This window comes from Polaromonas sp. CF318, assembly GCF_000282655.1.
In the GTDB taxonomy this organism is placed as follows: domain Bacteria; phylum Pseudomonadota; class Gammaproteobacteria; order Burkholderiales; family Burkholderiaceae_C; genus Polaromonas.
On sequence record NZ_AKIV01000133.1, the window covers coordinates 21,287 to 46,800 of the forward strand.

The 25,514-nt window shown below is 66.0% G+C and carries 21 protein-coding genes; 2 read left to right on the forward strand and 19 right to left on the reverse strand.

Annotated features, from left to right (window positions below; translation table 11 throughout):
* Positions 1-8 precede the first annotated feature (8 nt).
* Entirely contained in the window at positions 9-1,007 is a 999-nt protein-coding gene (gene ispH / locus PMI15_RS19780; RefSeq protein ID WP_007873585.1) for a 4-hydroxy-3-methylbut-2-enyl diphosphate reductase, read from the reverse strand.
* Positions 1,004-1,492, reverse strand: coding sequence for a peptidylprolyl isomerase (locus PMI15_RS19785; RefSeq protein WP_007873586.1), 489 nt, complete (start codon positions 1,490-1,492; stop codon positions 1,004-1,006). Before PMI15_RS19785 ends, ispH begins: the two co-directional genes overlap by 4 nt.
* Positions 1,493-1,656: 164 nt before the next feature.
* Here PMI15_RS19785 and radC point away from each other — a divergent pair, with 164 nt between their 5' ends.
* Positions 1,657-2,334 carry a DNA repair protein RadC gene (radC, locus tag PMI15_RS19790; RefSeq protein WP_007873588.1) on the forward strand — a complete coding sequence of 226 codons (678 nt, stop codon included), beginning with the start codon at positions 1,657-1,659 and terminating at the stop codon, positions 2,332-2,334.
* A 9-nt stretch (positions 2,335-2,343) separates the two neighbouring features.
* The gene (locus tag PMI15_RS19795; RefSeq protein ID WP_007873590.1) at positions 2,344-3,000 is read left to right on the forward strand and encodes a Smr/MutS family protein; all 657 of its coding nucleotides are present in this window, start codon (positions 2,344-2,346) and stop codon (positions 2,998-3,000) included.
* A gap of 28 nt (positions 3,001-3,028) precedes the next feature.
* Here PMI15_RS19795 and PMI15_RS19800 read toward each other — a convergent pair whose 3' ends face one another.
* From PMI15_RS19800 to PMI15_RS19880, 17 genes are all read right to left on the reverse strand, one after another.
* The gene (locus tag PMI15_RS19800) at positions 3,029-3,460 is read right to left on the reverse strand and encodes a group II truncated hemoglobin (RefSeq protein ID WP_007873597.1); all 432 of its coding nucleotides are present in this window, start codon (positions 3,458-3,460) and stop codon (positions 3,029-3,031) included.
* A gap of 396 nt (positions 3,461-3,856) precedes the next feature.
* Entirely contained in the window at positions 3,857-6,418 is a 2,562-nt protein-coding gene (locus PMI15_RS19805; RefSeq protein WP_007873599.1) for an ABC transporter permease, read from the reverse strand.
* Positions 6,419-6,486: 68 nt separating this feature from the next.
* On the reverse strand, positions 6,487-8,016 hold the full coding sequence (locus PMI15_RS19810) for a C13 family peptidase (protein WP_007873601.1): 1,530 nt from the start codon (positions 8,014-8,016) through the stop codon (positions 6,487-6,489).
* The gene (locus PMI15_RS19815) at positions 8,013-8,912 is read right to left on the reverse strand and encodes a formate dehydrogenase accessory sulfurtransferase FdhD (protein WP_007873606.1); all 900 of its coding nucleotides are present in this window, start codon (positions 8,910-8,912) and stop codon (positions 8,013-8,015) included. Before PMI15_RS19815 ends, PMI15_RS19810 begins: the two co-directional genes overlap by 4 nt.
* Before the next feature lie 64 nt (positions 8,913-8,976).
* On the reverse strand, positions 8,977-9,363 hold the full coding sequence (locus tag PMI15_RS19820; protein ID WP_007873608.1) for a hypothetical protein: 387 nt from the start codon (positions 9,361-9,363) through the stop codon (positions 8,977-8,979).
* A gap of 21 nt (positions 9,364-9,384) precedes the next feature.
* Positions 9,385-10,575 carry a formate dehydrogenase subunit gamma gene (locus PMI15_RS19825; protein WP_007873610.1) on the reverse strand — a complete coding sequence of 397 codons (1,191 nt, stop codon included), beginning with the start codon at positions 10,573-10,575 and terminating at the stop codon, positions 9,385-9,387.
* Between the two features lie 15 nt (positions 10,576-10,590).
* Complete coding sequence (locus PMI15_RS19830) at positions 10,591-10,833, reverse strand: hypothetical protein (protein WP_007873611.1); 243 nt, start codon at positions 10,831-10,833, stop codon at positions 10,591-10,593.
* Complete coding sequence (fdh3B, locus tag PMI15_RS19835; RefSeq protein WP_007873612.1) at positions 10,830-11,450, reverse strand: formate dehydrogenase FDH3 subunit beta; 621 nt, start codon at positions 11,448-11,450, stop codon at positions 10,830-10,832. The genes PMI15_RS19830 and fdh3B overlap by 4 nt, the downstream gene beginning before the upstream one ends.
* A 9-nt stretch (positions 11,451-11,459) precedes the next feature.
* Entirely contained in the window at positions 11,460-14,426 is a 2,967-nt protein-coding gene (locus PMI15_RS19840) for a formate dehydrogenase subunit alpha (protein ID WP_007873613.1), read from the reverse strand.
* Between the two features lie 51 nt (positions 14,427-14,477).
* Positions 14,478-14,684, reverse strand: coding sequence for a hypothetical protein (locus tag PMI15_RS19845; RefSeq protein ID WP_007873617.1), 207 nt, complete (start codon positions 14,682-14,684; stop codon positions 14,478-14,480).
* Between the two features lie 191 nt (positions 14,685-14,875).
* Positions 14,876-15,493, reverse strand: a complete 618-nt coding sequence (locus tag PMI15_RS19850) for a molecular chaperone (RefSeq protein ID WP_007873623.1) — start codon at positions 15,491-15,493, stop codon at positions 14,876-14,878.
* 35 nt (positions 15,494-15,528) lie between these two features.
* On the reverse strand, positions 15,529-17,658 hold the full coding sequence (locus PMI15_RS19855; protein ID WP_157214687.1) for a 4Fe-4S binding protein: 2,130 nt from the start codon (positions 17,656-17,658) through the stop codon (positions 15,529-15,531).
* Entirely contained in the window at positions 17,585-18,298 is a 714-nt protein-coding gene (locus PMI15_RS19860; RefSeq protein WP_007873625.1) for a DUF3306 domain-containing protein, read from the reverse strand. Before PMI15_RS19860 ends, PMI15_RS19855 begins: the two co-directional genes overlap by 74 nt.
* The gene (locus tag PMI15_RS19865) at positions 18,288-18,878 is read right to left on the reverse strand and encodes a DUF3305 domain-containing protein (RefSeq protein ID WP_007873627.1); all 591 of its coding nucleotides are present in this window, start codon (positions 18,876-18,878) and stop codon (positions 18,288-18,290) included. The genes PMI15_RS19860 and PMI15_RS19865 overlap by 11 nt, the downstream gene beginning before the upstream one ends.
* A gap of 41 nt (positions 18,879-18,919) precedes the next feature.
* Positions 18,920-21,790, reverse strand: a complete 2,871-nt coding sequence (fdhF, locus tag PMI15_RS19870) for a formate dehydrogenase subunit alpha (RefSeq protein ID WP_007873629.1) — start codon at positions 21,788-21,790, stop codon at positions 18,920-18,922.
* Positions 21,787-23,601 carry an NADH-ubiquinone oxidoreductase-F iron-sulfur binding region domain-containing protein gene (locus tag PMI15_RS19875; protein ID WP_036840256.1) on the reverse strand — a complete coding sequence of 605 codons (1,815 nt, stop codon included), beginning with the start codon at positions 23,599-23,601 and terminating at the stop codon, positions 21,787-21,789. Before PMI15_RS19875 ends, fdhF begins: the two co-directional genes overlap by 4 nt.
* Before the next feature lie 88 nt (positions 23,602-23,689).
* The gene (locus PMI15_RS19880; protein WP_007873631.1) at positions 23,690-25,321 is read right to left on the reverse strand and encodes an OFA family MFS transporter; all 1,632 of its coding nucleotides are present in this window, start codon (positions 25,319-25,321) and stop codon (positions 23,690-23,692) included.
* Between the last annotated feature and the right edge of the window lie 193 nt (positions 25,322-25,514).

The window sequence follows — 25,514 nt, forward strand, 5'->3', positions numbered from 1 at the left end:
GGGAAAACTCAGGTGAGTTGGTGGAGCTGGCTGTCGTTGACTTCCAGCATGTGGCCCTGCGCGTCGAGCTTCAGGCCCTTGGGCAGCGGGAACTTGATGGTTTCCTCGATGCCGTCCATCTTGCGCACCGACACCGCGCCCAGCGCCTTGATGCGGTCTATCACCTGCTTGACGAGGATCTCGGGCGCCGAGGCGCCGGCCGTCAGGCCCACCCGGCCCTTGCCCTCGAACCAGGACTCCTGGAGCTCGCTGGCATCGTCGACCATATAGGCCTCGGTGCCCAGCTTGGCGGCGAGTTCGCGCAGGCGGTTGCTGTTGGAGCTGGTCGGGCTGCCGACCACGATGAGGATGTCGACCTGCGGGCTCAGCACCTTGACGGCGTCCTGCCGGTTCTGCGTGGCGTAGCAGATGTCCTGCTGCTTGGGCTCGCGCACCTGCGGAAAGCGCTGTTTCACGGCGGCGCTGATCTCGGCCGCGTCGTCCACGCTCAGTGTGGTCTGCGTGACCACGGCCAGGCGCTCGGTCTGCGCCGGGCTGATGCGCCAGACGTCGGCCGCGTCCTCCACCAGGTGGATGCCGCTGTCAAGCTGGCCCATGGTGCCTTCGACCTCGGGATGGCCCTTGTGGCCGATCATGATGAACTCGTAGCCTTCCTTGTGCAGCTTGGCGACTTCCACATGCACCTTGGTTACCAGCGGGCAGGTGGCGTCGAAAATCTGGAAGCCGCGGCGCTCGGCCTCCTTCTGGATGGCCTGGCTCACGCCGTGGGCGCTGAACACCAGCGTGGCACCCGGCGGCACGTCGTCCAGCTCCTCGATGAAGATCGCGCCCTTTTGCTTGAGGTCGTTGACGACGTAAGTGTTGTGCACGATCTCGTGGCGCACATAAATCGGCGCGCCGAATTTGGTCAGCGCGCGCTCGACGATTTCAATCGCGCGGTCCACGCCGGCACAGAAGCCGCGCGGCTCGGCCAGCAAAATTTCCTGGGGAAGCACAACCTTGTTCATAAAACACCAATCACTTGCACTTCAAACACCACGGGCTGGCCGGCCAGCGGGTGGTTGAAGTCGAACTGGACGGCGTCGCCGCCTTCCTTGACCTGCTGCACCGCGCCGGCGTACTGGCCCATGCCGTCGGGCGTGGGGAACTGCACCACGTCGCCGACCTTGTACTGCTCATCCGGGTCGCCCAGTTCATTGAGCAGCTTGCGCGCCACCCACTGCACGAGTTCGGGATTGCGCTCGCCGAAGGCCTCGCCGGCCGGCAGTTCGAAGGTGGTGCGCGTGCCTTCGGCCAGGCCGATCAGCCGCTGCTCAATGGCCGGCGAGAGCTCGCCCGTGCCCAGGCTCAGGGTGGCGGGCTTGCCGTCGAAGGTGTTGATGATGTCCGCGCCCGGTTTCCCGCCCACCGAGGGCCCGGCCATGCGGTAATGCAGGGTCAGGAAGGAGCCCTGCTGGATCAGGGGGGCGGCGGAGAGTTCCACGGTGGACATAAGGCTGGGGCTTTCGGGGCCGGCCGGAGCGGCGGCCCAGTGTTTGTAAACTGCCCCTATTGTAGAAACTAGCGCTTGACCGGGCCAAACCCGGTTTTTTGGCCCTTTTTTGCGCGGTGCCCTCCTTGGCCGCTCCCTGCCAGCCCACAACAAGAGATCGATCCATGATCCTGAAAGACCTTCCCCAAGACAGCCGCCCCCGCGAAAAACTGCTGGCCCGCGGCCCCGGCGCGCTCAGCAATGCCGAACTGCTGGCCCTGCTGCTGCGCACCGGCATCCCCGGCAAAAACGTGCTGCAGATGGGCCAGGAACTGCTGGATACCTTCGGCGGCGTGGCCGGGTTGCTGCACGCCACGGCCGAAGACCTCAAGCGCGTCAAGGGACTGGGCGGCGCCGCCAAGCGCTCGCAGCTGGTCGCCGTGCTGGAGCTGGCCCGCCGCGCGCTGGCCGAGAACCTCAGCCAGAAAACCCTGTTCGACACGCCCCAGGCCGTGCGCGACTACCTGCAGCTGCAGCTGGGCAACCGGCCGCACGAGGTCTTCGCCATGCTGTTCCTGGACAGCCAGAACCGGCTGATCGTGCTCGAGGAACTGTTTCGCGGCACGCTGACGCAAACCTCGGTCTACCCGCGCGAGGTCGTCATACGCGCCCTGGCCCTGAACGCGGCTAGCGTGGTGCTGGCCCACAACCACCCCAGCGGCTGGGCCCAGCCTTCGCGCGCCGACGAGGCGCTCACGCACAACCTCAAGGCGGCGCTGGCGCTGGTGGACGTGCGCGTGCTGGACCACTTCGTGGTGACAAACACCCAGGCGGTGTCCATGGCCGAGCTGGGGTTGCTGTAAGGTGAGTCCATGAAACCCCCCGCCCTCAAAAGCCTGCAGGACCTCAAGGCCGTCAAGCAGGCGATCGAAACCCGGGCCAGGCTTGAGAAAGAAGCCGCCGCCGCGAAGGCCGCCGCGGCGGCCAAAGCCAAAGCCGAAAAAGAGCTGTTCGCGCGCGCCGTCGGCGCCGTCAAGTCCCTGCCCGCCAAACACCTGCCCGGCCACAAGGCCGCGCTGCCCGTGCAGCAGGCCGCACCCATCCCGGTGCAGCAGCAGCGCGACGAACTCGCGGTGATGCGCGAGGCGATCTCCGACGAATTCGACGTGGAAACCCTGCTGGACACCGACGAGGCGCTGAGCTTTCGCCGGCCCGGCATGGGGCCCGACGTGGTGCGCAAGCTGCGCCGCGGCGGCTGGAGCATACAGGGCCAGCTCGATCTGCACGGCCTGCGCCGCGAGGACGCGCGCGAGGCCTTGGCCGATTTCATCAAGGACGCCCACAAGATGGGCTGGCGCTGCGTGCGCGTGGTGCACGGCAAGGGCCTGGGTTCACCGGGCAAAACGCCGGTGCTCAAGGGCAAGGTGCAGAGCTGGCTGCTCCAGAAGCAGGAAGTGCTGGCCTTTGTGCAGGCCAGGCCCGCAGAGGGCGGCGCCGGGGCGCTGGTGGTGTTGCTGGCGCAGGGCTAGAGACCGCGACGCCAGCGGTTTCTCTCTCTTATTCGCCCCGGTTGCGCATCCAGTCCGCCGTCTGGAAAAAAGACGCATTGAGCCGCGTGCGCAGGCCTTCATCCACCCCGGTCTCGCGCATGGCCTGGTCCATGCAGGCCAGCCACTGGTCACGCTCGGCAATCCCGATGGAGCCGCCGCCGGTCTGCTGCGGCATGTGGCGCATGCGCAGGCGCGGATGGCCGAAGCGGTCGGTGTAATACTGCGGCCCGCCCAGCCAGCCGCACAAAAACCAGAACAGCCGCTGGCGGGCATTGTCCAGCGTGCTGCCGTGCGCGGCGCGCAGGGCTTTGTAGCCCGGCTCCAGGTCCATCAAATCATAGAAGCGCTCGACCAGGACCTTGACGCGTTCCTCACCGCCTATCCAGGCAAAGGGGGTTTCGAAGGGCGGGTTTCCGGGGGGGCGTTCTTCTATTTGCATGCAGGGATTATCGAATGGTCGGGGAGCCGGTTGCGGCGTGGGGCCAATACGGCAGCGCCTGTCTTCGGCTGTTGGCTGTTTGGTATTTCTTCCCCCACCCTTCTGTATGCGCCGAGGAGCGGAGGTTCAGGCGGATCAGGGCTGGCGTTGTCTGAGCCGAAGGCGAGTTTAGCGAGACCCCGCCTGGACCGAGCACCGCAGGTTGCCCGTAGCGAAGCGGAGGGACGCAGCAACCAGGGTCGCCTTTTCTTTTGCTTACTTTTCTTTTGGCGAAGCAAAAGAAAAGTGAGTAGCCGCCGGGCTACCCCCGGCCAGCAACACCATGAAGAGAAAGCAGCAATAGAACAAAAAAGATTTCAACAGGGGGTAGCCCGAACGGAGTTCAGAAGGCGCCCGTCACTGCGCCTTCCGCAGCGTCTCCACCACTGGCGTATTCAAGACAGACCGTAAACCCCACCACCCCGCCGCCAAAGCCAATACAGCCCCAGCCAGGCTGCCCAGCAAAGGCACAGTCCACGACCCGGTCCAGCTGAAGTCAAACACAAAGCGCGCCAAGCCCCATCCCACGGCCAGTGCAACGACGGAGGCCAGGAAACCGGCCAGCAGGCCGACGCCCGCCAGTTCGGCGCGTTGCACCTGGCGCAGCAACGAGGCGCGCGCGCCCACGGCGCGCATGATGGCGAATTCTTTGGCGCGTTCTTCTCGGGTGGCGGTGATGGCGGCGAACAATACGACCAGGCCGGCGGCAAGGGTGAAGCCGAACAAAAACTCCACCGCACGTATCACCTGGTCGAGCACGCGCTGCACCTGGGCCAGCGTGCTGCTCATGTCGACATTGGTGATGTTGGGAAAGGCCTTGACCAGGGTATTGTCAAAGCTTTGCGGCCGCGGCTGGCCTGCCACGGCGGCCACGGGTTCGGGCGCGCGGAAGGCGCTGATAAAAGAGACCGGCACATCAGCCGGCAGTTTGGCCACCGGGTACATCACAAAGAAGTTGACGCGCATGGAACCCCAGTCGACCTTGCGCAGGCTGGTGATTTTGGCCTCGCTGGCCTGGCCGCCTATGTCAAAGCGCAGGCTGTCGCCGAGCTTGAGGCCCAGGGTCTTGGCCAGGCCGTCCTCGACGCTGACGGCGCCTTGTTCGCCGGCCGTCCAGCGCCCGCCGCTGAGCTGGTTGTGCGAAGGCATGTCCGCGCTGTTGGAGAGGTTGAACTCGCGGTCCACCAGGCGCTTGGCGCGGTCGTCCTCAAAATCGTCGGGGGTGACGGGCTTGCCGTTGACCGCGATCAGGCGGCCGCGAATCATGGGGTACCAGTCGAATTTTTTCACACCGCCGTCGCGCAGCGCCTGCTGGAAAGCCTCGCCCTGCTCGGGCTGCACGTTGATGACAAAGCGGTTGGGCGCATCGGGCGGCGTGGCCCTGCGCCAACTGCTGATGAGGTCGGTGCGCAGCAGCACCAGCAGCATCAGCGCCAGCAGGCCCACGGCCAGCGCGCTGGTCTGCACCACGGCGTACACCGGCCTTGCCGAAAGCTGGCGCGTGGCCAGCACCAGCCAGCGCGGCGCGGTGGCCTCGTGCACGCTGGCGCGCAGCAGCTTGACGGCGGCGAAACTGGCGACGGCAAACACCGCCACCGCGCCGGCAAAACCGCCCACGGCGATCAGGCCCAGCTTCAGGTCGCTGCTGGCGGCCACCAGCAGGGCCGCAAAACCAGCCACGCCCACGCCCAGCACCGCGAGCGAGGCGGGCTTCAAGTTGCCGACGTCGCGGCGGATCACGCGCAGCGGCGGCACCTGGGCCAGTTGCAGCACGGGTGGCAGGCCGAAGGCCAGCAGCAGCGTCAGGCCCATGCCCATGCCGAACAGCACGGGCCAGAAAGTGGCGGCCGGCAGCGCAGTCTCGACCAGGCCTGCCAGCAGCAGCACAAAACCGTAGTGCACGGCAAAACCCAGGGCCACGCCCAGGGCGCTGGCGAACAGGCCCGCCAGCACGAACTCAAAGGTGTAGGCCAGCGCGATGGTGCGTTGGGGCTGGCCCAGCACACGCAGCATGGCACAGTCGTCCAGGTGCTTGGCCGCGAAACCGCGCGCCACAATCGCCACCGCCACCGCGCTCAGCAAGGCCGCCAGCAGCGCCACGAGGTTCAGGAATTTTTCGGCGCGGTCCAGGGTCTGGCGCATCTCGGGGCTGCCCGACTCGAGTGACTCCAGGCGCACGCCGCGCACACCCGATTGTTCAAAAGGCTTCTTGATTTCCGTGTCGGCCCATTTCACGTAGGCCTTGACCGCCTTGTCGTCACCGGCGACGGCAAAACGGTAGTTGGTGCGGCTGGCGGGCTGTATCAGGTTGGTGGCCGCCACATCGGCCTGGTTGACCATCACGCGCGGCGAAAAGCTGATGAAGCCCGCGCCGCGATCGGGTTCCTGCACGATGATGCGCGTGAGCTTGAAGCCGGCATCGCCCAGCAGCAGGGTCTGGCCCAGCTTGAGGCCCAGCGCGTCGAGCAGCGAGGCATCGGCCCAGGCCGTGCCGGGGGCCGGCACCTCGCGCGTGTCAGCGCCGGGCTCATCCAGGCTGCCGGCCACCTTCATGCTGCCGCGCAAGGGATAGCCTTGGGGCACGGCCTTGAAGGCCACCAGCTTGCTGGCGCCGCCGTCGGCATCGGGGGCGCGGCCCATGGTGGGAAATGTGACGGTGGAAATGCCCTGCAGGCCCAGTTCCCGCGCCTTGGCGATAAACGCGGCCGGTGTCTGGCCGTCGCTGCGAATCACGGCGTCGCCGCCCAGCAGCTGGCGCGCGTCGCGCTGCAGGCCGCCCTTGAGGCGGTCGGCAAAAAAACCGACGGCGGTGAGCGCCGCAACGGCCAGGGTGACCGCCACGATCAGCAGGCGCAACTCGCCCGCGCGCAGGTCGCGCAGCATGGTTTTCCAGCCGAGCTTGAGGAAAAGGGTGTTCATGGGCAGACCATAACGCAAAGTCCGCGACCCCGGGCGATGGCCGGGTTCGCAGCCGGGGTATGCAGCGGTTATGGCCGGGCGGCGCCGGCGGCGGCCACGGGCGCGGCGGCAACCGGCGGCAGCGCGTCCAGGCGTTTTTCCAGCGCGCGCAGCACCGGCGCGATGTCGGCGCCCACCCGGATCTGCGGGTTGGAAAAGCCGTCTTCCTTGCCGGCGTCGATCTCGCGCTGCTTGATCAGCGGGACGGCCCGCGCAAAAGCCTGTTCGAAGGAATGGGTCTTGCGCAGCTGCTCGTCAAACAGGGCCCGGCCGAAGAAGGTCAGTTCGGAGCGGCGCCCGCAGCCGTAAGAAGTGTGGGTGGCGTCGGCCGCCGTCATGACCAGGGTGGTGTCGCCGGCCAGCGCGTCGGCCCAGCCGCCCGAGTAGCAGGCCGAGATCGCGATCACGCGGTGGCGCACGCCGGCCCTGTCCAGCGCCTCGCGCAGCTCATCGGGGCTCACAGGCGGCACCTCCAGCGGCCAGTGGGCGGCGGCCAGCTTGAAGTCGCTGGCGCCGTGCGAGGTCATGTAGACCACCAGCAGGTCGTTGTTGCGGTCCATGCGCTGGGCGATCGCGTCGATGGCACGCTCCATGTTGAACGCTGTGGCCCAGGGGTGGGTTTGCGCGGTGGTGGCGTGGTTGACCAGCTGCACCACACGGCCCTCGGCGTCAAAGCGCTCGGCCAGCACGCGGCTGACCATGGTGCTTTCGCGCAGGAAGACGTCTTCCGCGGCATAGGGGGCGAACACCAGGGCGTAGACGTCGGTCACGCCCGAGCGCTCATGCGCGATGGCGGCCATGGTTTTTTCCCACAACGCCTGCTGTTCTTCAAAGGTCTGCTGGCTCAGCTGCAGCCGAGGTCTGCTGTCCGCCACGGCATCGCGTTCATAGTCTTGCTGCCAGGCACGGGCGTCGAACTGCCAGGTACCGAGGCCGGTCGCGGCCACCAGGGCGACTGCGAACACCGCGGCGCGCGCCGTCAGGCCGGTAAAGCGCAGCACCAGCACAATGGCCGCGCCCAAAGACCAGGCGGTGAACACCGTATAAAACGCCCAGTAAAGCCAGGCCTGCGAAAACACCGCACCCGCGAGCCAGCCATGCGAGATGGCACCTATCAGGCACTGGTACACCAGGGTGTTGGGAAGCGAAGCAAGCACCCACAGCACAAAAGCGGCACCCACGCCTGCGGGGCGCCGGGGCTCTTCGCCACCGGGCTGCGCTGCCCCTGCTGACGGAAAAGCCCACCAGGCCAGGCCGATGAACAGCCCGGCCGTCCACCAGGCCGACAACCAGGCCTGGACGTCCAGGCGCGCGGGGCCCGCGATCTCGAGCCGGAGCAGGGCGACTTCAGCGGCAACCACCAACGCGGTGAGCATGAGCGCCTGCAGGGGCGTCGGTGTGCGGCCGTCGACCCGGGGTTTCAGAAAAATGCCCGCGCGCAGGCCTTCGACACACCAGCGCCAAAGGGGAAGGCGCGTGGCCGGGGCTGCTGCCTCTTCCGGCTGTACCGCTGGGTTGATGGCCGTGTCGGGGCCGGGGCTGAGGGAAGTGTCGGTCATGAAGCGGCCGTGGAAGAAGACGACGAAACAACAGGAGGCCTGGCGCCCGCGAGTTCGGGCTGCAGCACGAGCCGCTGCGGATTGGCATAGCAGACAAACCGCTTGTGGGTGGCGCGGCCAATGGCGCACAGGCCGACCGTCTGCGCCACCTGGTGCCCCATCTGTGTGATGCCGCTGCGCGAGACCACAATGGGCACGCCCATCTGCGCGGACTTGATGACCATTTCGCTGGTGAGGCGCCCCGTCGTATAAAACACCTTGTCCGATTTGCTTACCAAAGGGCTGGCCTGCATCCAGATCCAGCCGGCGATGGTGTCGATGGCGTTATGGCGGCCCACGTCTTCGACGAAAAGCAGCATCTCGGGATCCCCATCCGTCATCGCGAACAGCGCACAGGCATGGACCGAGCCGGCGGATTTGTAAGTCGTTTCCTTGAGCCGTATGGTGTTGACCAACGCGTAGAGCTGGCCCTGGCTGATGCGCGCGTCGGCAGGCAGCGCAATGCCGTCCACCTCGTCCATCAGGCCGCCGAACACGCTGCCCTGGCCGCAACCGGTGGTGACCACGCGGCGCGCGGTTTTTTCCTCGATGTCTTCAATGCCGCGGCGGGTCTTGACGGCGGCGGCGCCCACCTCCCAGTCCACGGTGATGGAATCAATGTCGGCCACATCCTTGACCAGGCGCTGGTTGCGCAAATAACCCAGCACCAGCAGTTCGGGATGGGCGCCCAGCGTCATCAAGGTCACGAGCTCACGCTTGTCGACGTATACGGTGAGTGCACGCTCGGCCGGGATGGAGACCTGCTGCGTTTCGCCGTATTCATTGACGGTCTCGACCTCGCAGGTCAGGGGCGCCCTGGCGTTTGTCAGGCGGGGCAAAGGTGATGGCGAAGGCATGCGGCAAGACTACAACAAAAAAGCCGGCCCCTTGCGGAGCCGGCCTTTTGGAAGGGGGGAGGGATCAGGATTTCTTGGCGGGGTTACCGACCGCATCGGGCTGTTTGGTGCTGGGCGGGCTGGTGGCGTTGCCGGCCGGCGAATGCGCGCCGGCGGCTTCCAGCGGCTTGGCCTCGGGCGGGGTATAGGCAAAGGGGCCGGGGTCGGCGCAGGCCGGCGCGGCGGCGGGCGGCTTGGTGTCCTTGCCGGCGGCCTTGGCCGATTTGTAATAAGCGGCGGCCACCTTGTCCTGCGCTTTGCACAGTTGGTAAGCCTCGAGCTTGCCGGTCCAGGCCGTCTTGGCAGCGGCCTCGGCGGCTTTGGCCTTGGCCTCTTCGCTCGGGGCCGGCAGCTTGGCCATCACCGTAGCCGACGCGGCGGCCAGCAGGCCCAGGGTCAGGAGTTTTTTCATGGCGTGGGTCCTTGTCGCTCTTTATGCCTGCGCGATCTGGCCGGGCGGCTCAACAGGCGTGTTGCTGCGCTGGGCCGGAATGTTGCCGGCCTTGATATCGTCGTACCAGTATTCATGGTGCTCCTTCGCCCAGGTCTCGTCGACATAACCGGTTCGCATGGCCTTGTAGGCGCCCTGCATGCCGACAGTGCCCAGGTAGATGTGGCCGAGGAACAGGCACATCATGAGCACGGTGGCCACGGCATGCACCATGTGCGCGACCTGCATGGTGGCGCGCTCGTAAACCAGGCCGGGCAGCAGCTTGTCGAGCACAAAACCCGAGGATACGACCACGATGCCGAGGACAAACACGCCGCCCCAGAAGATGAGTTTTTCGCCCGCGTTGAAGCGGTTCGAGGGCGGCTCTTCACCGCCCGTAACCAAGCCGCCGCCCTTGGCCAGCCAGCGCAGGTCACCCTTTTGCGGCCAGTTGTCGCGCAGGAAAGTGAAGAACACGATCACCAGCGACACCGCGAACAGCGGGCCGGCGAAGTTGTGCATCGTCTTGAGCACCCAGGTCAGCCAGCCGAAGAGCGCACCGCCGATGACGGGCTGCAAAAAGAACTTGCCGAAAGCCATCACCAGGCCGGAGATCGCCAGGATGGAAAACGCGATCGCGTTGGACCAGTGCGCGGCGCGCTCAAAAGGCGTGAAGCGCTCTATCTTGCGGCCGGTATCGGCGCCATGGGTCTTGATGGAACCCTTGCTGAAGTAAAAAATCGCGATCGCCAGCAGCACGATCAGGAACAGGGAGCCGCCGTAGGGAATGATCCAGTTGTTGCGCACCTGGCGCCAGGCCTCGCCGGCGTTGGTCAGGCGCGAACCGGGGTATTGCACAAAGGGCTGGATCAGGTTGCCGGCTTCGGGCGCTTCGCTTTTGGGCAGGCTGCTGTAGCCGGTAACGCCCTCGCCCACCTGTCGCCACAGGGGCGCGTTGTTGCCGGGCTGGACCTTGGCGCGTTCGCCGTTGGACTGTTTGGCGTAATTGGGGTCGGCGCTGGCGTCGGGCTTGACCTCAAAGATGTTCTGGCCCTGGATGCCGTTCGCGGCAGCCGGTGCGGGCGCGGGCGTTGCAGTGACGGCACCCGAGGACTGCGGCGCGGGGGCCTGCGCGGCCGCCAACCCGGCCAGGCCGGCTAGCAGCAAAAAGAGAACGGGTCGCGCAAGAAACATAAGGGCCTCCGGTCGCTATTTCGACGTAGCCGTCTTGGTGTATTCGTTCTGGCCGTTCTGCATGCGGGCCTTGAGCCCCTGCTCCCAGCTGGCCTTGTCGCCCTTGGTCCAGCCGGGCGCGGCGAAGGCGTTGTCGGTGCCCTGGAAGGCCGCGGTGTCGCTTCTTGCGCCGCTACCCAGGGTTTGCGGTTTTTCGCCGCAAGCGCTCAAGACGGTGAAGGCCGCCGTGACGCAAACCAGTATCGCGAGGCGCTTCATGATTTGGCTCCCGCGGGCGGCTGGCCCGCTTGTTTGGATCCATAGGCCGTGCCCCAGCCCCAGACCTCGGCGCCCTTGCCGCGCTGCACCACGCGGTTGCGGAAGATGTCGGCGACCACGTCGCCGTCGCCGGCCAGCAAGGCCTTGGTGGAACACATTTCGGCGCAGGCCGGCAACTTGCCTTCGGCCAGGCGGTTGCGGCCGTATTTCTCAAACTCGGCCTGGCTGCCGTTGACTTCGGGGCCGCCGGCGCAGAAGGTGCACTTGTCCATCTTGCCGCGCACGCCGAAGGTGCCCGCCGCCGGGAACTGCGGCGCGCCGAAGGGGCAGGCATAGGAGCAGTAGCCGCAGCCTATGCAGATGTCCTTGTCGTGCAGCACCACGCCCTCGTCGGTGCGGTAAAAGCAGTTGACCGGGCAGACGGCCATGCAGGGTGCGTCGCTGCAATGCATGCAGGCCACCGAGATGGATTTTTCGCCGGGAACACCGTCGTTGAGCGTCACCACGCGACGGCGGTTCACGCCCCAGGGGACCTCGTTCTCGTTCTTGCAGGCGGTGACGCAGCCGTTGCATTCGATGCAGCGTTCGGCGTCACAGACAAATTTCATGCGTGCCATGGTGATTCCTTATGCTCGTTCGACGTTGCAGACGGTTGTCTTGGTTTCCTGCATCATCGTGACGCTGTCGTAGCCATAGGTGGTGGCCGTGTTGATGGCCTCGCCACGCACCACGGGCGCCGCGCCGTTGGGGTAATAGGCCAGCATGTCGGCGCCTTGCCAGCGGCCTGAGAAGTGGAAGGGCATGAACACCGTGTCGGGGCCCACGCGCTCGGTCACCATGGCCTGCACGTTCAGGCGCGCGCCTGTGGGGGTGCTGACCCAGGCGCGTTCACCGTTGCGTATGCCTTTTTCGGCGGCCACCTTGGGATTGATCTCGATGAACATTTCCTGCTGCAGCTCGGCCAGCCAGGGGTTGGAACGGGTTTCCTCGCCGCCGCCTTCGTACTCGACGAGCCGGCCCGAGGTCATGACCAGCGGGAATTTCTCATGCACCTTGTCGGCGATGTTTTTCTGCTGGATGGTCTTGTACAGCGTGGGCATGCGCCAGAAGGCCTTCTTGTCGTCATGCGTGGGGTACTTGGCCTGCAGGTCCGCGCGATTGCCGTACAGCGGCTCGCGGTGCTGCGGGATCGCGTCGGGGAAGTTCCAGACCACGGCGCGCGCCTTGGCGTTGCCGAACACATGGCAGCCGTGCAGCTTCATAGTGACGCGGATGATGCCGCCGGAAGAGTCGGTCTTCCAGTTCTTGCCTTCGGCCGCGGTTTTTTCAGCATCGGTCAGGTCGTTCCACCAGCCCAGCTTCTTGAGCAGCAGGTGGTCGAACTCGGGATAGCCGGTGGTGATCTCGGCGCCCAGCGAGCACGAGCCGTCCTCGGCCAGCAGGTTGACGCCGTCTTTTTCGACGCCGAAGTTGGCGCGGAAGTTGCCGCCGCCGTCCATGACGTGCTTGGAGGTGTCATAAAGATTGGGCGAGCCGGGGTGCTTGAGCTCCGGGCTGCCGTAGCACGGCCAGGGCAGGCCGAAATAGTCGCCCGTGGTGTCGTAGCCGGTTTCCTTGTCCTTGCCGCCCTTGGACTTGAGGGTCTTGACGTCGAACAAGTGCATGTTGCGCATGTGCGCCTTCAGGCGCTCGGGGCTCTGGCCGGTGTAGCCTATGGTCCAGACGCACTTGTTGATCTCGCGCAGGATGTCCTCGGGCACGGGCTCGTCCAGGCCCTTGACCTTTTGCATCTTGTAGTTCTTGGACAGCTCCTTGGCGAAGCCCAGCTTTTCGGCGAACTGGTGCATGATCATGTGGTCGCTGCGGCTTTCCCACAGCGGCTCTATCACTTTTTCACGCCACTGCAGCGAGCGGTTGGAGGCGGTCACCGAGCCGCTGGTTTCAAACTGCGTGGCGGCCGGCAACAAGTAGACCGCGCGCTTGGGGTTCTGATCCTCGGCCTTGCCGGGCATGGCGGCCATGGCGGCGGTGGCTGAAGGATACGGGTCCACCACGACCAGCAGGTCCAGCTTGTCCATGGCCCGTTTCATCTCGAGGCCGCGCGTCTGCGAGTTGGGCGCGTGGCCCCAGAAGAACACACCGCGCAGGTTGGCGTCCTGGTCTATGAGATCGTTTTTCTCGAGCACGCCGTCTATCCAGCGCGACACCGTGATGCCGGGCTTGCCCATCATGGCGGCCGAGGCGTAGCGGCCCTTGATCCAGTCGAAGTCCACGCCCCAGGTTTTGGCGAAGTGCTTCCAGGACCCTTCGGCCAGGCCGTAGTAGCCGGGCAGCGAGTCGGGGTTGGGGCCGACGTCGGTCGCGCCCTGCACGTTGTCATGGCCGCGGAAAATATTCGTGCCGCCGCCGGACTTGCCGACGTTGCCCAGCGCCAGCTGCAGGATGCAGGAGGCGCGCACGATGGCATTGCCTATGGTGTGCTGGGTCTGGCCCATGCACCAGACGATGGTGCTGGGGCGGTTCTGGCTCATCATGGTGGCCACCTTGAGCGTGGTGGCCTCGTCCACGCCGCAGGCTTCCAGCACCTTGTCGGGCGTCCACTTGGCCATCACGTCGGCCTTGACCTTGTCCATGCCGTAGACGCGGTCGTTGATGTATTTTTTGTCTTCCCAGCCGTTCTTGAAGATGTGATACAGCACGCCGAAGAGGAAGGGAATGTCCGAGCCCGAGCGAATGCGCACGTAGTCGTCAGCCTTGGCCGCTGTGCGCGTGAAGCGCGGGTCCACCACGATCAGCTTGCAGCCGGTTTCCTTGGCGTGCAGCATGTGCAGCATGCTGACCGGATGGGCCTCGGCCGCATTCGAGCCTATGTACAACGCGCATTTGCTGTTCTGCATGTCGTTGTAGGAATTGGTCATGGCGCCGTAGCCCCAGGTGTTGGCGACGCCGGCCACCGTGGTCGAGTGGCAGATGCGGGCCTGGTGGTCGCAGTTGTTGCTGCCCCAGAAGCTCACGAACTTGCGCATCAGATAGGCCTGCTCGTTGTTGTGCTTGGAGGACCCCACCCAGTAGACCGAGTCGGGGCCGCTTTCCTTGCGCAGCTCCAGCAGCCTGGCGCTGATTTCATTGAGCGCCGTGTCCCAGCTGATGCGTTCGTACTTGCCGTTCACCAGCTTCATCGGGTAGCGCAGGCGGTATTCGCCGTGGCCGTGCTCGCGCAGCGCGGCGCCCTTGGCGCAGTGCGCGCCCAGGTTGATGGGCGAGTCGAACACCGGCTCCTGGCGCACCCAGACGCCGTTTTCGACCACGGCATCGACCGCACAGCCGACCGAGCAATGGCCGCACACCGTGCGCTTGACTTCTATCTTGCCGCCGGCAGCGGTGGCGCCGGGCGCGGCGGCCTCGGCTTTTTTGACCAGGCTCAGTTGCGTCGCCGCCAGGCCCACGCCGACACCCAGGCCGGAGCGGCGCAAAAAGGCGCGGCGGTCCATGGTGGGCAGGGCATTGGACAGGCCCCGCGACAGGCTGTGCACAAAACGCGTGGAAGCGCGGTGCGCGGGATGGACTTCGGAAGTTTTTTTCGTGAGCAGCATGAAGCTCTCCGTGGGAAAGTGAAACCGGGCTGGGCGCTGGCGGTCGAACGGTTAGACGCGGGTGGTCTTGTAGTAGCGCTTGACGTGTTCCGAGAGGCTGTAGCCGCCGCCTTTTTCAGGGGCCGGCTTGGGTGCCGGGAGTTCGGCCTGCAGGGCCGGCGCGCCGGGCAGGGCCACAACGGCCGCTGCGGCCGCGCCCGTGGCGGCGGCACCGAAAAAGAATCCCCGTCGCGAGGGTTTTGGCTGGCTGTCCTGCATGGTGTTCTCCAGGGGAAGGCTTGCTCGGTATGCAACCGTTTGCATAGTACTGTACGTCAGAGAGCCACGCGCCACAATGGCTTGTCCGACTCAATCCGGGGGGCTAGGGAAAACGATAGGCTATCTTATGATCGCCGCGCCGCGGGCTGTCTCATATTGAGAAAACATTCGCCTCTGCGAGCGGCGCAGCCTCAGGCCAGCATGTCAAAGCCCTGCGCCTCGACGCTCATGAAGGTCTGGGTGAAGGCCGCCAGCGCTGCGTAAAAGCGCGCCTTGGGGTGTTGCGTGATGGCCTCACACATCAGCGGCAGCCAGGGCTGCAGGTGGCGCGCGAAAAACTCGCGCTGCCGCGTGAGGTTGGCCACGGCCACGTCGTCGCCGGCGATCAGGTAGCGCATGACTTCGCAGAGGTAGGCCACGTGGTCCTCGGTCTCGGGCATGGACTCGTCGCGCGTCAGGCCCAGCGCCGCGAGTTCGGTGCGCAGGGCGGCCAGCGGCTTTTCATTGAGGAAACCGCTGAGGTAGTGAGAACCAAAGAGGTACAGCTCGGGCTTGCCCACGCCGCCGAACAGCGCATCGTGCTCCTGGGCGGTAGCCTCCCGGCTTTGCGCGCGCGCCGCGGCCACCAAGTCGCCCCAGGAGCTTTCCAGCAACGCGCCTTCGGCGGGCGCGGCCGTCACAGCGACGCGCAGGTTGTCATAGAGCTCGGCCGACGGCGCGGCGTAATACAACGCGGCCAGCAGGCCGTAGACCTCGGCGCGCGCGGTTTCTTCGTCCAGGGTGGTGGCGATCAGGGAGGCTGGCGTCATGCGTGGCGTCTTGTGTCTTGTTCTCGTGCTGGATGCTAACGAATGTCGGTGATTTTGACCTCGTTCTCGGCGGAATACAGGTCGATGACGCGGCAATCGCCGCACATCTTGAGCCGGTCGGCCGCCGCGCCCTGGAACATCGCATGGCCTGCCAGCTTGCCCAGCATGGACTCTATGGCCTTGAGCGTGCCGAAGGGCTTGGCGCAGCGTATGCAGTGGTAGGGCGCGCTTTCGTTAAGCACCCTCGCCTCCTTGCGTTGCGGTGTCAGCAGCAAGCGCGGCTGCAGCGTGATCGCGTCCTCGGGGCAGGTGGTGGCGCACAGGCCGCACTGCACGCAGTTTTTTTCGATGAACTTGAGCTGCGGGCGCTCGGGGTTGTCCTGCAGCGCGCTCGCGGGGCAAGCGCTCACACAGCTCAGGCACAAGGTGCAGCTGTCGGCATTGACCACCAGGCTGCCGAAGGGCGAGCCCTGGGCGGGCAGCGCAATCGCTTCGGGCAGGGCGGAGGGCGCCTGCTGAATCAGGTGGTCCAGCGCCATGTCCAGCGTGCTACGCTTTTCCTGGGCAACGGCAAAGCGCGCCGGGACGGCGGGCACGGCGGGCCGGTTGCGGGCCAGGGCCTGCAGGCCGGCGTCCAGGCCGGCGACATCGCCGGCTTGCGCGCGCAGCAAATGGAAGTGAACGCCCGCATAGCCCAGGCCGTTCACAAGCGCTTGCGCCACGCGCATCTGCTGCGCAAGGCCTTCGAGATAAGCCGGCGCCTCCTCGTCGGTCACCAGCACCGCGACCTGCGAAGCGCCGAAGGCGACGGCGCTGAGCCAGAGGTCCAGGCCCAGGCTGGCCGTGTGCCACAGCGCCTGCGGGATCACATTGGCCGGCACGCCGCGCTCGGTTTTTTGCAGGCGCGCGGCGCGTCCCAGGGCCTCAACAGCCTGCTGGCCGCTGCCCTGGCTGTGGAACAGCAGGACCGGCTGCGTGCCGCCGGCTTTTGCATAGGCCGACAGCAAGGTCTTGAAGCGCACGCCCTGCTCGCTCGCGCGCGGATAAGCATAAGTGAGCGCCCCCGTCGGGCACACCGTGGTGCAGGCGCCGCAGCCGACGCAAAGATTGGGGTTGACGACGATCTGCTGGCGCTTTTTCTCGCTGCTGACGGCGCCGGCCGAGCAGATGTCCACGCAGGCATTGCAGCCCACGGTGTCGTTGCGGCTGTGCGCGCAGAGTTTTTGTTTGTAGGCAAAAAATTTGGGCTTTTCAAATTCACCCACCATGTCGCGCAGCTTGAGCACGGTGGCCGGCAGGCCGGGCGAGGCCAGGCCGGCGGAGGCGTCCTGCGCGAAATAGCCTTGCGGCGGCGCATGCAGCGTGAACAGCGGCCTGGCGCCCAGGTCCAGCACCAGGTCAAAGGCTTCGGTGAGGCTTTGCGGCGCGCGGTTGAAGTCGATCGCGCCGGCCACCTTGCAGACGGCCGTGCAGTCGCGGTGCGATGTGCATTTGGCGCTGTCGACCTGGTAGCTCAGGTCTATGGCGCCTTCGGGGCATACGGCCACGCAGGCATTGCAGCGCGTGCACAGGTCCAGGTCTATGGGGTTGGTCTTGTCCCAGCTCGCTTCAAACGCGCCCAGCCAGCCCTTGAGCGCAAGCCGCTCGCCGCTGATCACCGGGTATTGGCGCTCCTGCGCGGGAAAGCCAGCCTGGGCCGACGCGGAAACACCCTGCGCGAAGATGGTTACTTCCAGCGTGTCGGCCAGCAATGCCGCCACCTGCTCGGCCTGGTCCACCGGGCCGACGATCAGCAGCCGGCCCGCGCTTTTGTACGTCACGGTGGCCACGGGTTCGGCATCGGGCAACTGGGCCGCGGCCAGCAGTGCCGCGATCTTGGGGCCGGCGCTGGAAGCATCCTTGCTCCAGCCGCCGGTCTCACGGATATTGACGAACTTGACGACCGATGTCGCACCCTCAGTTTGCGCGCCGACCTCGGCGAACAGGCGTTTTTCCTGGGTGCAGGCCACCACCACGTCGTCGCCCGATTGCACGGCCTTCTGGAAAGCCCCGGCTTCGCGCCGGCACAGCGCCGAATGCAGCGTCAGGCTCTCATTGAGGGCCGCGCCCAGCGCCTGGGGCTGGAGCGGCATGGTCTGGTTGCAGTCGCAAATCAGTGTGGGCATGGTCTGGTTGGCTACCGGCCACGGGGGGCGCGGGTTGGCTGGTCTGTGCGGGCCCGGCCGGCTCGGGAGGAGCTATGTCCGGGTTTTCATAGGAGGACTGTGCCACGGTTTCATCCGTGGGGTTATTCGCGCTTTCCCGTGGCGGGGCCGCGGCGTCGTGCGCTGCGCCCTTCTTGTCTTCGTCCTTTTCCTTTTCTTCCTCTTCGTCAAACAGCTTGAGGAACTTCGCACTGGCCATCTGCCGCAGCATGGACTCGGGAATCGGCTCGAACTTGGAGTAATCGTCGATATACGTGTCCAGCCCATCCATCACATTGAAGTGCGGGTCGGCAAAGAGTTTTTTCATGGCTGCGTTGCGCACCTCGGGGCTCACATTGCCGGCCATAAAAGGCTTGAAGTCGGAATCCCGGGTCAGCAGCCTGGCGTCGTCCAGTGTCAGCACTTTGGGGGCTTGGTCATCAGCCGGCGCGGGCGCCGCTGCGGCAGCCGGCTGCGGCTGGACGGGGGCGGTAGGCGCGGCAGGCGGCACAGACCCAGCCGGGGCGGAAGCGGCAGCCGGCTCATCCAAAGCCTTGCCCTGGCGCGCCTCTTCCTTGCGGCGCGCCCAACGGCCCAGGAAGCCCGTGGGTTCATCCGCCATGGCCGCCTCCACCGGTTTTTTTGCCTGTGCTCACACTCGCGGGATTGCCGAAGCGGTCGCTTAGGGACTTGAAGCTTTGCGGACGCTGCCGGCGCTTGGGTTCAGCCACATGGTGTTTGTCGACGAACTCGCGCAGCCACGACACCACCTCGGGCGGCGCGGGCACCTGCTCCACGGTTTCCTGCGCGTCCAGCCAGCGGCCGGCATCGTGGTAGCTCAGGGTCACGGTCTGGGGAACGGCAATCGGCTCGTCGGCCAGCAAGGCTTCTTCCTCCATGCGCCACAGCACCCAGAAGCAGGGCTGCGCGGTGCTGGCATTGAGGTAATAACCTTCGGCGTCGTCGGTGAACAGCTCGACCGCAAAGCCCGGGTGCAGCCAGCGCTCCTCGCGTTCGTCCTTGAGCAGCAGCCGCGGCACGGCGCCAAAGCCGTCTTCATGGGGCACAACGTCGGACAGCACCCAGCGCCAGGGTTGCCAGCGGTTGTTGATGCGTTCGCGGCGCATGACAACGGCCGCCGCCGTGCAGGGCCGCTGCACGCCGGCGTCTGTTTCGGGGGAACGCAGCTGGAAGTCGGGCATGCCCGCAGTGTACGACCGGGCCTTCTTCCGCTGCAAAGACCCTAGCGGGCTATCCCTTCGCCATAACCCTGGGTGGCCGACACCTGGCCGCCGCGGCGTATCGCGACGGCGCAGTACTTGAACTCCGGGATCTTGCCGAAGGGGTCCAGCGCGGCATTGGTCATCAGGTTGGCGGCCGCCTCGTAATAGGCGAAGGGGATGAAGATCGCGCCGTGCGGCGTGCCGTCGTCGCGCCGCACGTGGATGGCGACCTGGCCGCGCCGGGACTGCACGGTGATCACGTCGCCGGCCTGCAGCCCCAACGCCGCCAGGTCGTCGCCGCACAGCGAGGCCGTGGCCATGGGTTCGATCGCATCGAGCACCGTGGCGCGCCGCGTCATGCTGCCGGTGTGCCAGTGCTCGAGCTGCCGCCCGGTGATCAGCACAAAGGGGAAGTCCGCGTCGGGCCGCTCGTTGGCCGGGATGATGTCGGCGGGCACCAGGTGCACGCGCCCGTCGTTGGTGGCGAAGCGGTCTATGAAGACGGTGGGCGCGCCGGGGTCGTCTTCGCTCAGGCAGGGATAGGTCACGCTGGACTCGCGCTGCAGCCGCTCCCAGCTGATGCCCGAGATCGCCGCGTGCATGGCCTGGCGCATCTCCTCATAGACGGCCGCCACGCCCGAATGCTCGCCCGCATAGTTCCAGTTGAGGCCCATGCGCTGCGCGATCTGCTGGATGATCCAGAGGTCGGGTTTGGCTTCGCCGGGCGGCGTGATGGCCTGCTTGCCCAGCTGCACCATGCGGTCGGTGTTGCTGACCGTGCCGGTTTTTTCGGGCCAGGCGGTGGCCGGCAGCACCACGTCGGCCAGCCAGGCGGTTTCGGTCATGAAGATGTCCTGCACCACCAGGTGCTCCAGGCTGGCCAGCGCGTGGCGCGCGTGGTTGAGGTCGGGGTCGCTCATGGCCGGGTTCTCGCCCATGATGTACATGCCGCGTATCTTGTGCGGGTCGCTGTCGGGCGCGAGCGCCTTATGCATGATCTCGACCACGGTATAGCCGGGCTTTTCGTCCAGCGGGGTGTCCCAGAATTTCTCGAACCAGGCGTGCGCGCCGGCGTTGTCCACGCGCTGGTAGTTGGGGAACATCATGGGGATCAGGCCCGCGTCGCTGGCGCCCTGCACATTGTTCTGGCCGCGCAGCGGGTGCAGGCCGGAGCCGGGCTTGCCGATCTGGCCGGTCACCGTGACCAGCGCGATCAGGCAGCGCGCGTTGTCGGTGCCGTGCACGTGCTGGCTGATGCCCATGCCCCACAGGATCATCGCGCCCTTGGCTTTGGCGAATTCGCGCGCCACCTCGCGCAGGGTTTGCGCCGGGATGCCGCAGATGGGCTCCATGGCCTCGGGGCTGTAGCCCTTGACGTTTTCTTTCAAGGCCTCGTAATTGCTGGCGCGCCGCGCGATGAAGTCCTGGTCGGCCAGGCCCTCGTCGATCACAGTGTGGATCAGCGCGTTGAGCATGGCCACGTCGGTGTCGGCCTTGAACTGCAGGGTGCGCCAGGCGTGCTTGCCGATATCGGTGATGCGCGGGTCGGCCAGCACGATCTTGGCGCCGTTCTTGGCGGCGTTTTTCATCCAGGTGGCGGCCACCGGGTGGTTGGCCGTGGGGTTGGAGCCGATCACAAAGATCAGGTCCGAATGCTCCACGTCGTTGACCTGGTTGCTGACCGCGCCCGAGCCCACGCCTTCGAGCAGGGCCGCGACGCTGGAGGCATGGCACAGCCGCGTGCAGTGGTCCACATTGTTGGAGCCGAAGCCGGTGCGCACCAGCTTCTGGAACAGGTAGGCCTCTTCGTTGCTGCCCTTGGCCGAGCCGAAACCGGCCAGGGCTTTTTTGCCGTGCGTGTCGCGCAAGCCCTTGAGGCTGCCGGCGGACAGCGCCAGCGCCTCTTCCCAGGTCGCCTCGCGGAACACCTCGGACCAGTCGGCGCTGTCGCGGTTGAGGTTTTGCAGCGCCTCGGGGTCCTTGCCCACGCCGGCCTTGCGTATCAGCGGCACCGTCAGGCGCTGCGGGCTGTGCGCGTAGTCAAAACCAAAGCGGCCCTTGACGCACAGCCGCGAATGGTTGGCCGGGCCGTCGCGCCCGTCCACACTGACGATCTTGTTGTCCTTGACGTTGTAGGTCAGCAGGCAGCCGACGCCGCAGAAGGGGCAGACCGAGTCGACCTTTTTATCGACCACCTGCGAGCCGACCTGCGACTTGGGCATGAGCGCGCCCGTGGGGCAGGCCTGCACGCATTCGCCGCAGGCCACGCAGGTGCTGTCGCCCATGGGGTCGTCCAGGTCGAACACGATCTCGCTGTGCGAACCGCGCATGGCGTAGCCGATCACGTCGTTGACCTGCTCCTCGCGGCAGGCGCGCACGCAGCGGTTGCACTGGATGCAGGCATCGAGGTTGACCGCCATGGCGGGATGCGAGACGTCGGCCGCGGGCTGTTCACGGCGCAGGGCCTTGAGCTCGGGGCGCACGCTCACCTCCATGCGGGCTGCCCATTCGCTCAGTTCGCCGTGCTGCAGCGACTCGTCTTTTTCATTCCATTTGTAGCCGGCGTCGGGCATGTCCGACAGCAGCATCTCCAGCACCATTTTCTGGCTCTTGAGCGCGCGCTCGCTTTGGGCCTGCACCTCCATGCCGGCCGTGGCGCTGCGGCAGCAGCTGGGGGCCAGCGTGCGTTCGCCCTTGACCTCGACCACGCAGGCGCGGCAGTTGCCGTCAGGCCGCAGGCCGTCCTTGTAGCAAAGGTGGGGAATGTCCACGCCGTGACGCGCGGCAGCCTTGAAGATGGTTTCGCCTTCGTAGGCATGGATGCTCTTGCCGTCGAGCTTGAACTCCACGGTTTGCGGCAGCACTTCAGCGAGTTTGGCGGGGGCGTTCATGCCGCGGCTCCGATCTCATGCGCGAAATATTTCCGGATGCTGCGCACCGGGTTGGGCGCGGCCTGGCCCAGGCCGCAGATGGAGGCGTCGGTCATCACGATGTTGAGGTCTTCCAGCGTGTCGCCGTCCCAGCGCCCGGCCTGCATCAGCTGCGCGACCTTGGCCGTGCCGACGCGGCAAGGCGTGCACTGGCCGCAGCTTTCGTGTTCAAAGAACTTCATCATGTTGAGGGCGGCGTCGCGCGCGCGGTCCTGGTGGCCCAGCACCATGACGGCGGCCGAGCCTATGAAACAGCCATAAGGCTGCAGGGTGTCGAAGTCCAGCGGAATGTCGCCCAGGGACGCCGGCAGGATGCCGCCCGAGGCGCCGCCGGGCAGGTAGGCGTAAAAGTCGTGGCCCTCGGCCATGCCGCCGCAGTATTCGTCTATCAGCTCGCGCACCGTGATGCCGGCCGGCGCCAGCTTGACGCCGGGATGCCTGACGCGCCCGCTCACGCTGAAGCTGCGCAGGCCCTTGCGGCCGTTGCGGCCGAAGCCGCTGAACCACTGCGGGCCTTTTTCGACGATGTCGCGCACCCAGTACAGGGTCTCGAAGTTGTGCTCCAGCGTGGGCCGGCCAAAAAGGCCCACCTGCGCGATGTAGGGCGGTCGCATGCGCGGCTCGCCGCGTTTGCCTTCTATGCTTTCGATCATGGCGGACTCTTCGCCGCAGATGTAGGCGCCCGCGCCGCGCCGCAGCTCGATCAGCGGCAGCTCGCAGGGCGGGTCGGCGCGCAGCTTGTCGATCTCGGTCTGCAGGATGGCGCGGCAGTCGTGGTATTCGTCGCGCAGGTAGATGTAGCAGGCCTCCACACCCACCACCTGGGCCGCGACCAGCAGGCCCTCGAGGAAGCGGTGCGGGTCGCGCTCAAGATAGGTGCGGTCCTTGAAGGTGCCGGGTTCGCCCTCGTCGATGTTGACGGCCATCAGGCGCGGCGCCGGCTGCTCGCGCACGATGCGCCATTTGCGGCCGGCCGGGAAACCCGCGCCGCCCAGGCCGCGCAGGCCGGAGTCTTCCATGGCCTTGATGATGCGTTCGGCATCTTCCTCACCGTTGACCACCGCCGCGGCCAGCGCATAGCCGCCGTGTTCGCGGTACAGCGCATAGCCGGTGTAAGCGGGCATGGCTGCCGTATCGATGCCGGTCACGCTTTGTTCGGCGAAATCGACGGCGTTAAAAGGCACGGCGGCTTGGGCGACGCCGGCGGCGCTTTGCGCCTGGCCGACTGCCGCGACCACAGCCTGCGGCGTGGCACAAGGCACGGCCCGCTGGTGCACCGCGACGGCGGGCGCCTGCTCGCAGCGGCCTATGCAGGGCGCGGCGACCACGCGCACGTCCTGGCTTCCAAGCAGCGCCGGCAGGCGCGCCAGCAGATCTTGCGCGCCGGCCAGCTCGCAGGCCAGGCCGTCGCAGACCCGCACCGTGAGGCCTGGAGCTTGGCCGTCGCCGCGAATCACTTCAAAGTGGTGGTAAAAAGTCGCGACCTCGTAGACCTCGGCCATGGGGATGTTCATCTCCTTGGCCAAGGCCACCAGGTGCCTGTCATGCAGGCAGCGGTAAGCGTCGTTAAGCGCGTGCAGGTGCTCGATCAGCAGGTCGCGCCTGTGGCCCGCCTCGGGCCGCGCGCCTATCAGCGCGCGCACCTCGTCCAGCGATGCATCGTCCGCCTGGCGCCCCTTGAGCTTGCTCTTGCGGCGTATGCGCTCGCGCATTTCGTCGACCGTTGCGACGGCAACGGCCTTGACTTCAGGACTGCGACCAGGATGGTTCATTGTTGGCTGGGCCGGCGTTCCCGCGCGCGGCGCGGGAACGGCTTGGCTTGAAACGAAAAGATGTATGAATCAATAAAACAAGGGAAGCTCAGGCAAAAAATTTGGCCACGCTTTGCAGCGTGCGGTAAATACCCCAGGCCAGCGGAATGCCCACCGCGAGCCAGGCCAGCACCACCACCGCGGGGCTCACCGTGCCGCCGCCGTTGCCGCCATTGGTGCGGTGCAGTTCCGAGGCCACGGCTTTTTCATGGGCCAGGCGTTTTTCTTCCGCAAGCTCGCTGTCGGTCATGAACCACTTGGGGTTCAGCGGACGCACCAGCAGGTTGCAGACCAGGCCCACCACCAGCATGCCCACCAGGATGTACATGGTCTGGTTGTACACCTGCTCGCGCGGAATGCCCAGCCCCAGCTGGTATTCGCGCATGTAATTCACCACCACCGGGCCCAGGATGCCGGCCGTGGCCCAGGCCGTCAGCAGGCGGCCGTGGATGGCGCCCACCATCTGGGTGCCGAAGATGTCGGCCAGGTAGGCCGGCACGGTGGCAAAGCCGCCCCCGTACATGCTCAGGATCACGCAGAAAGCGCCGACGAACAGCAAAATGCTGCCGGCCGCCGCGCTGCCCGGCACGCTGAAATACAGCACGCCGCCCAGTACGAAGAAGACCACATAGGTCATCTTGCGGCCCAGCTTGTCGGACAGGCTGGCCCAGAAGAAGCGGCCGCCGATGTTAAAGAGGCTCAGCAGCGCGGTAAAGCCGGCGGCCACGGTGGCGATGGCGGCCAGCTGCGCCTTGTCGAGTTCGCCGAACTTCTGGCTCACGCCTATCAGCGAGCCGCCGAACACCTCCTGCAGCATGGGCGAGGCCATGCCGATCACGCCGATGCCGGCGCTCACGTTCATGCACAGCACCATCCAGATCAGCCAGAACTGCGGAATGCCCCAGACTTTTTTCACGTGCACATGGCGCTGCGTGATCATGGTGTTGGTGGCGGCGGGCGGCGGCGTCCAGCCTTCGGGCTTCCAGCCGGTTTCAGGCACGCGGTAGCCGAAGGCGCCGGCCATCATGAAGACGAAATACACGACAGCCATGACGACGAAGGTCTGCATCACGCCCACGCTGGTCGGTGTGGCGAAATATTTCATGAGGTCGGCCGCCAGCGGCGAACCTATCATCGCGCCGCCGCCAAAACCCATGATGGCCATGCCGGTGGCCATGCCGCGGCGATCCGGGAACCACTTGATCAGCGTGGAGACCGGCGAGATGTAGCCCAGGCCCAAGCCTATGCCGCCTATGACGCCGGAGCCCAGGATCATGAGCCAGAACTGGTGCAGGTAAATGCCCAGGGCCGAGATCAGCATGCCGCCGCACCAGCACACGGCCGACACCACGCCGGCCTTGCGCGGGCCGGCGCGTTCCAGCCAGCCGCCCCAGGTGGCCGCGGAAATGCCCAGCAGCACAAAGAACAGGGTGTACATCCAGCCCAGGGTGGAGATTTTCCAGTCGCAGCTGGTGGTGAACAGCTCGGCGATAAAGCCGACTTCAGGGCCGCATTTGATGGATTCCTTGATGCCCAGCGCCTTGGACAGCGGCAGCCAGAACACCGAAAAACCATAGGCCATGCCTATGCACAGGTGGATCGCCAGGGCGGCGGGAGGCACCAGCCAGCGGTTGAAGCCGGGGCCGGCAATGATGCGCTCTTTATCGAGGAATCCAGACATGTCTTTTTATCTCCGTGTTATGGCTTATTGGTATTTCCCACCCTGATCGAGTGCGCGAAGTGTCGCGGCCGCACGGCAACACGGTCAAATTGAATCGAGACATATGTCGATTCAAAAACTAAATGAGCCCCCACGGTCGCTCACTGCGTGTAGCTCCCTGCCCCCCGAGGGGGCCGCTGCGCCTGCGGCCCGG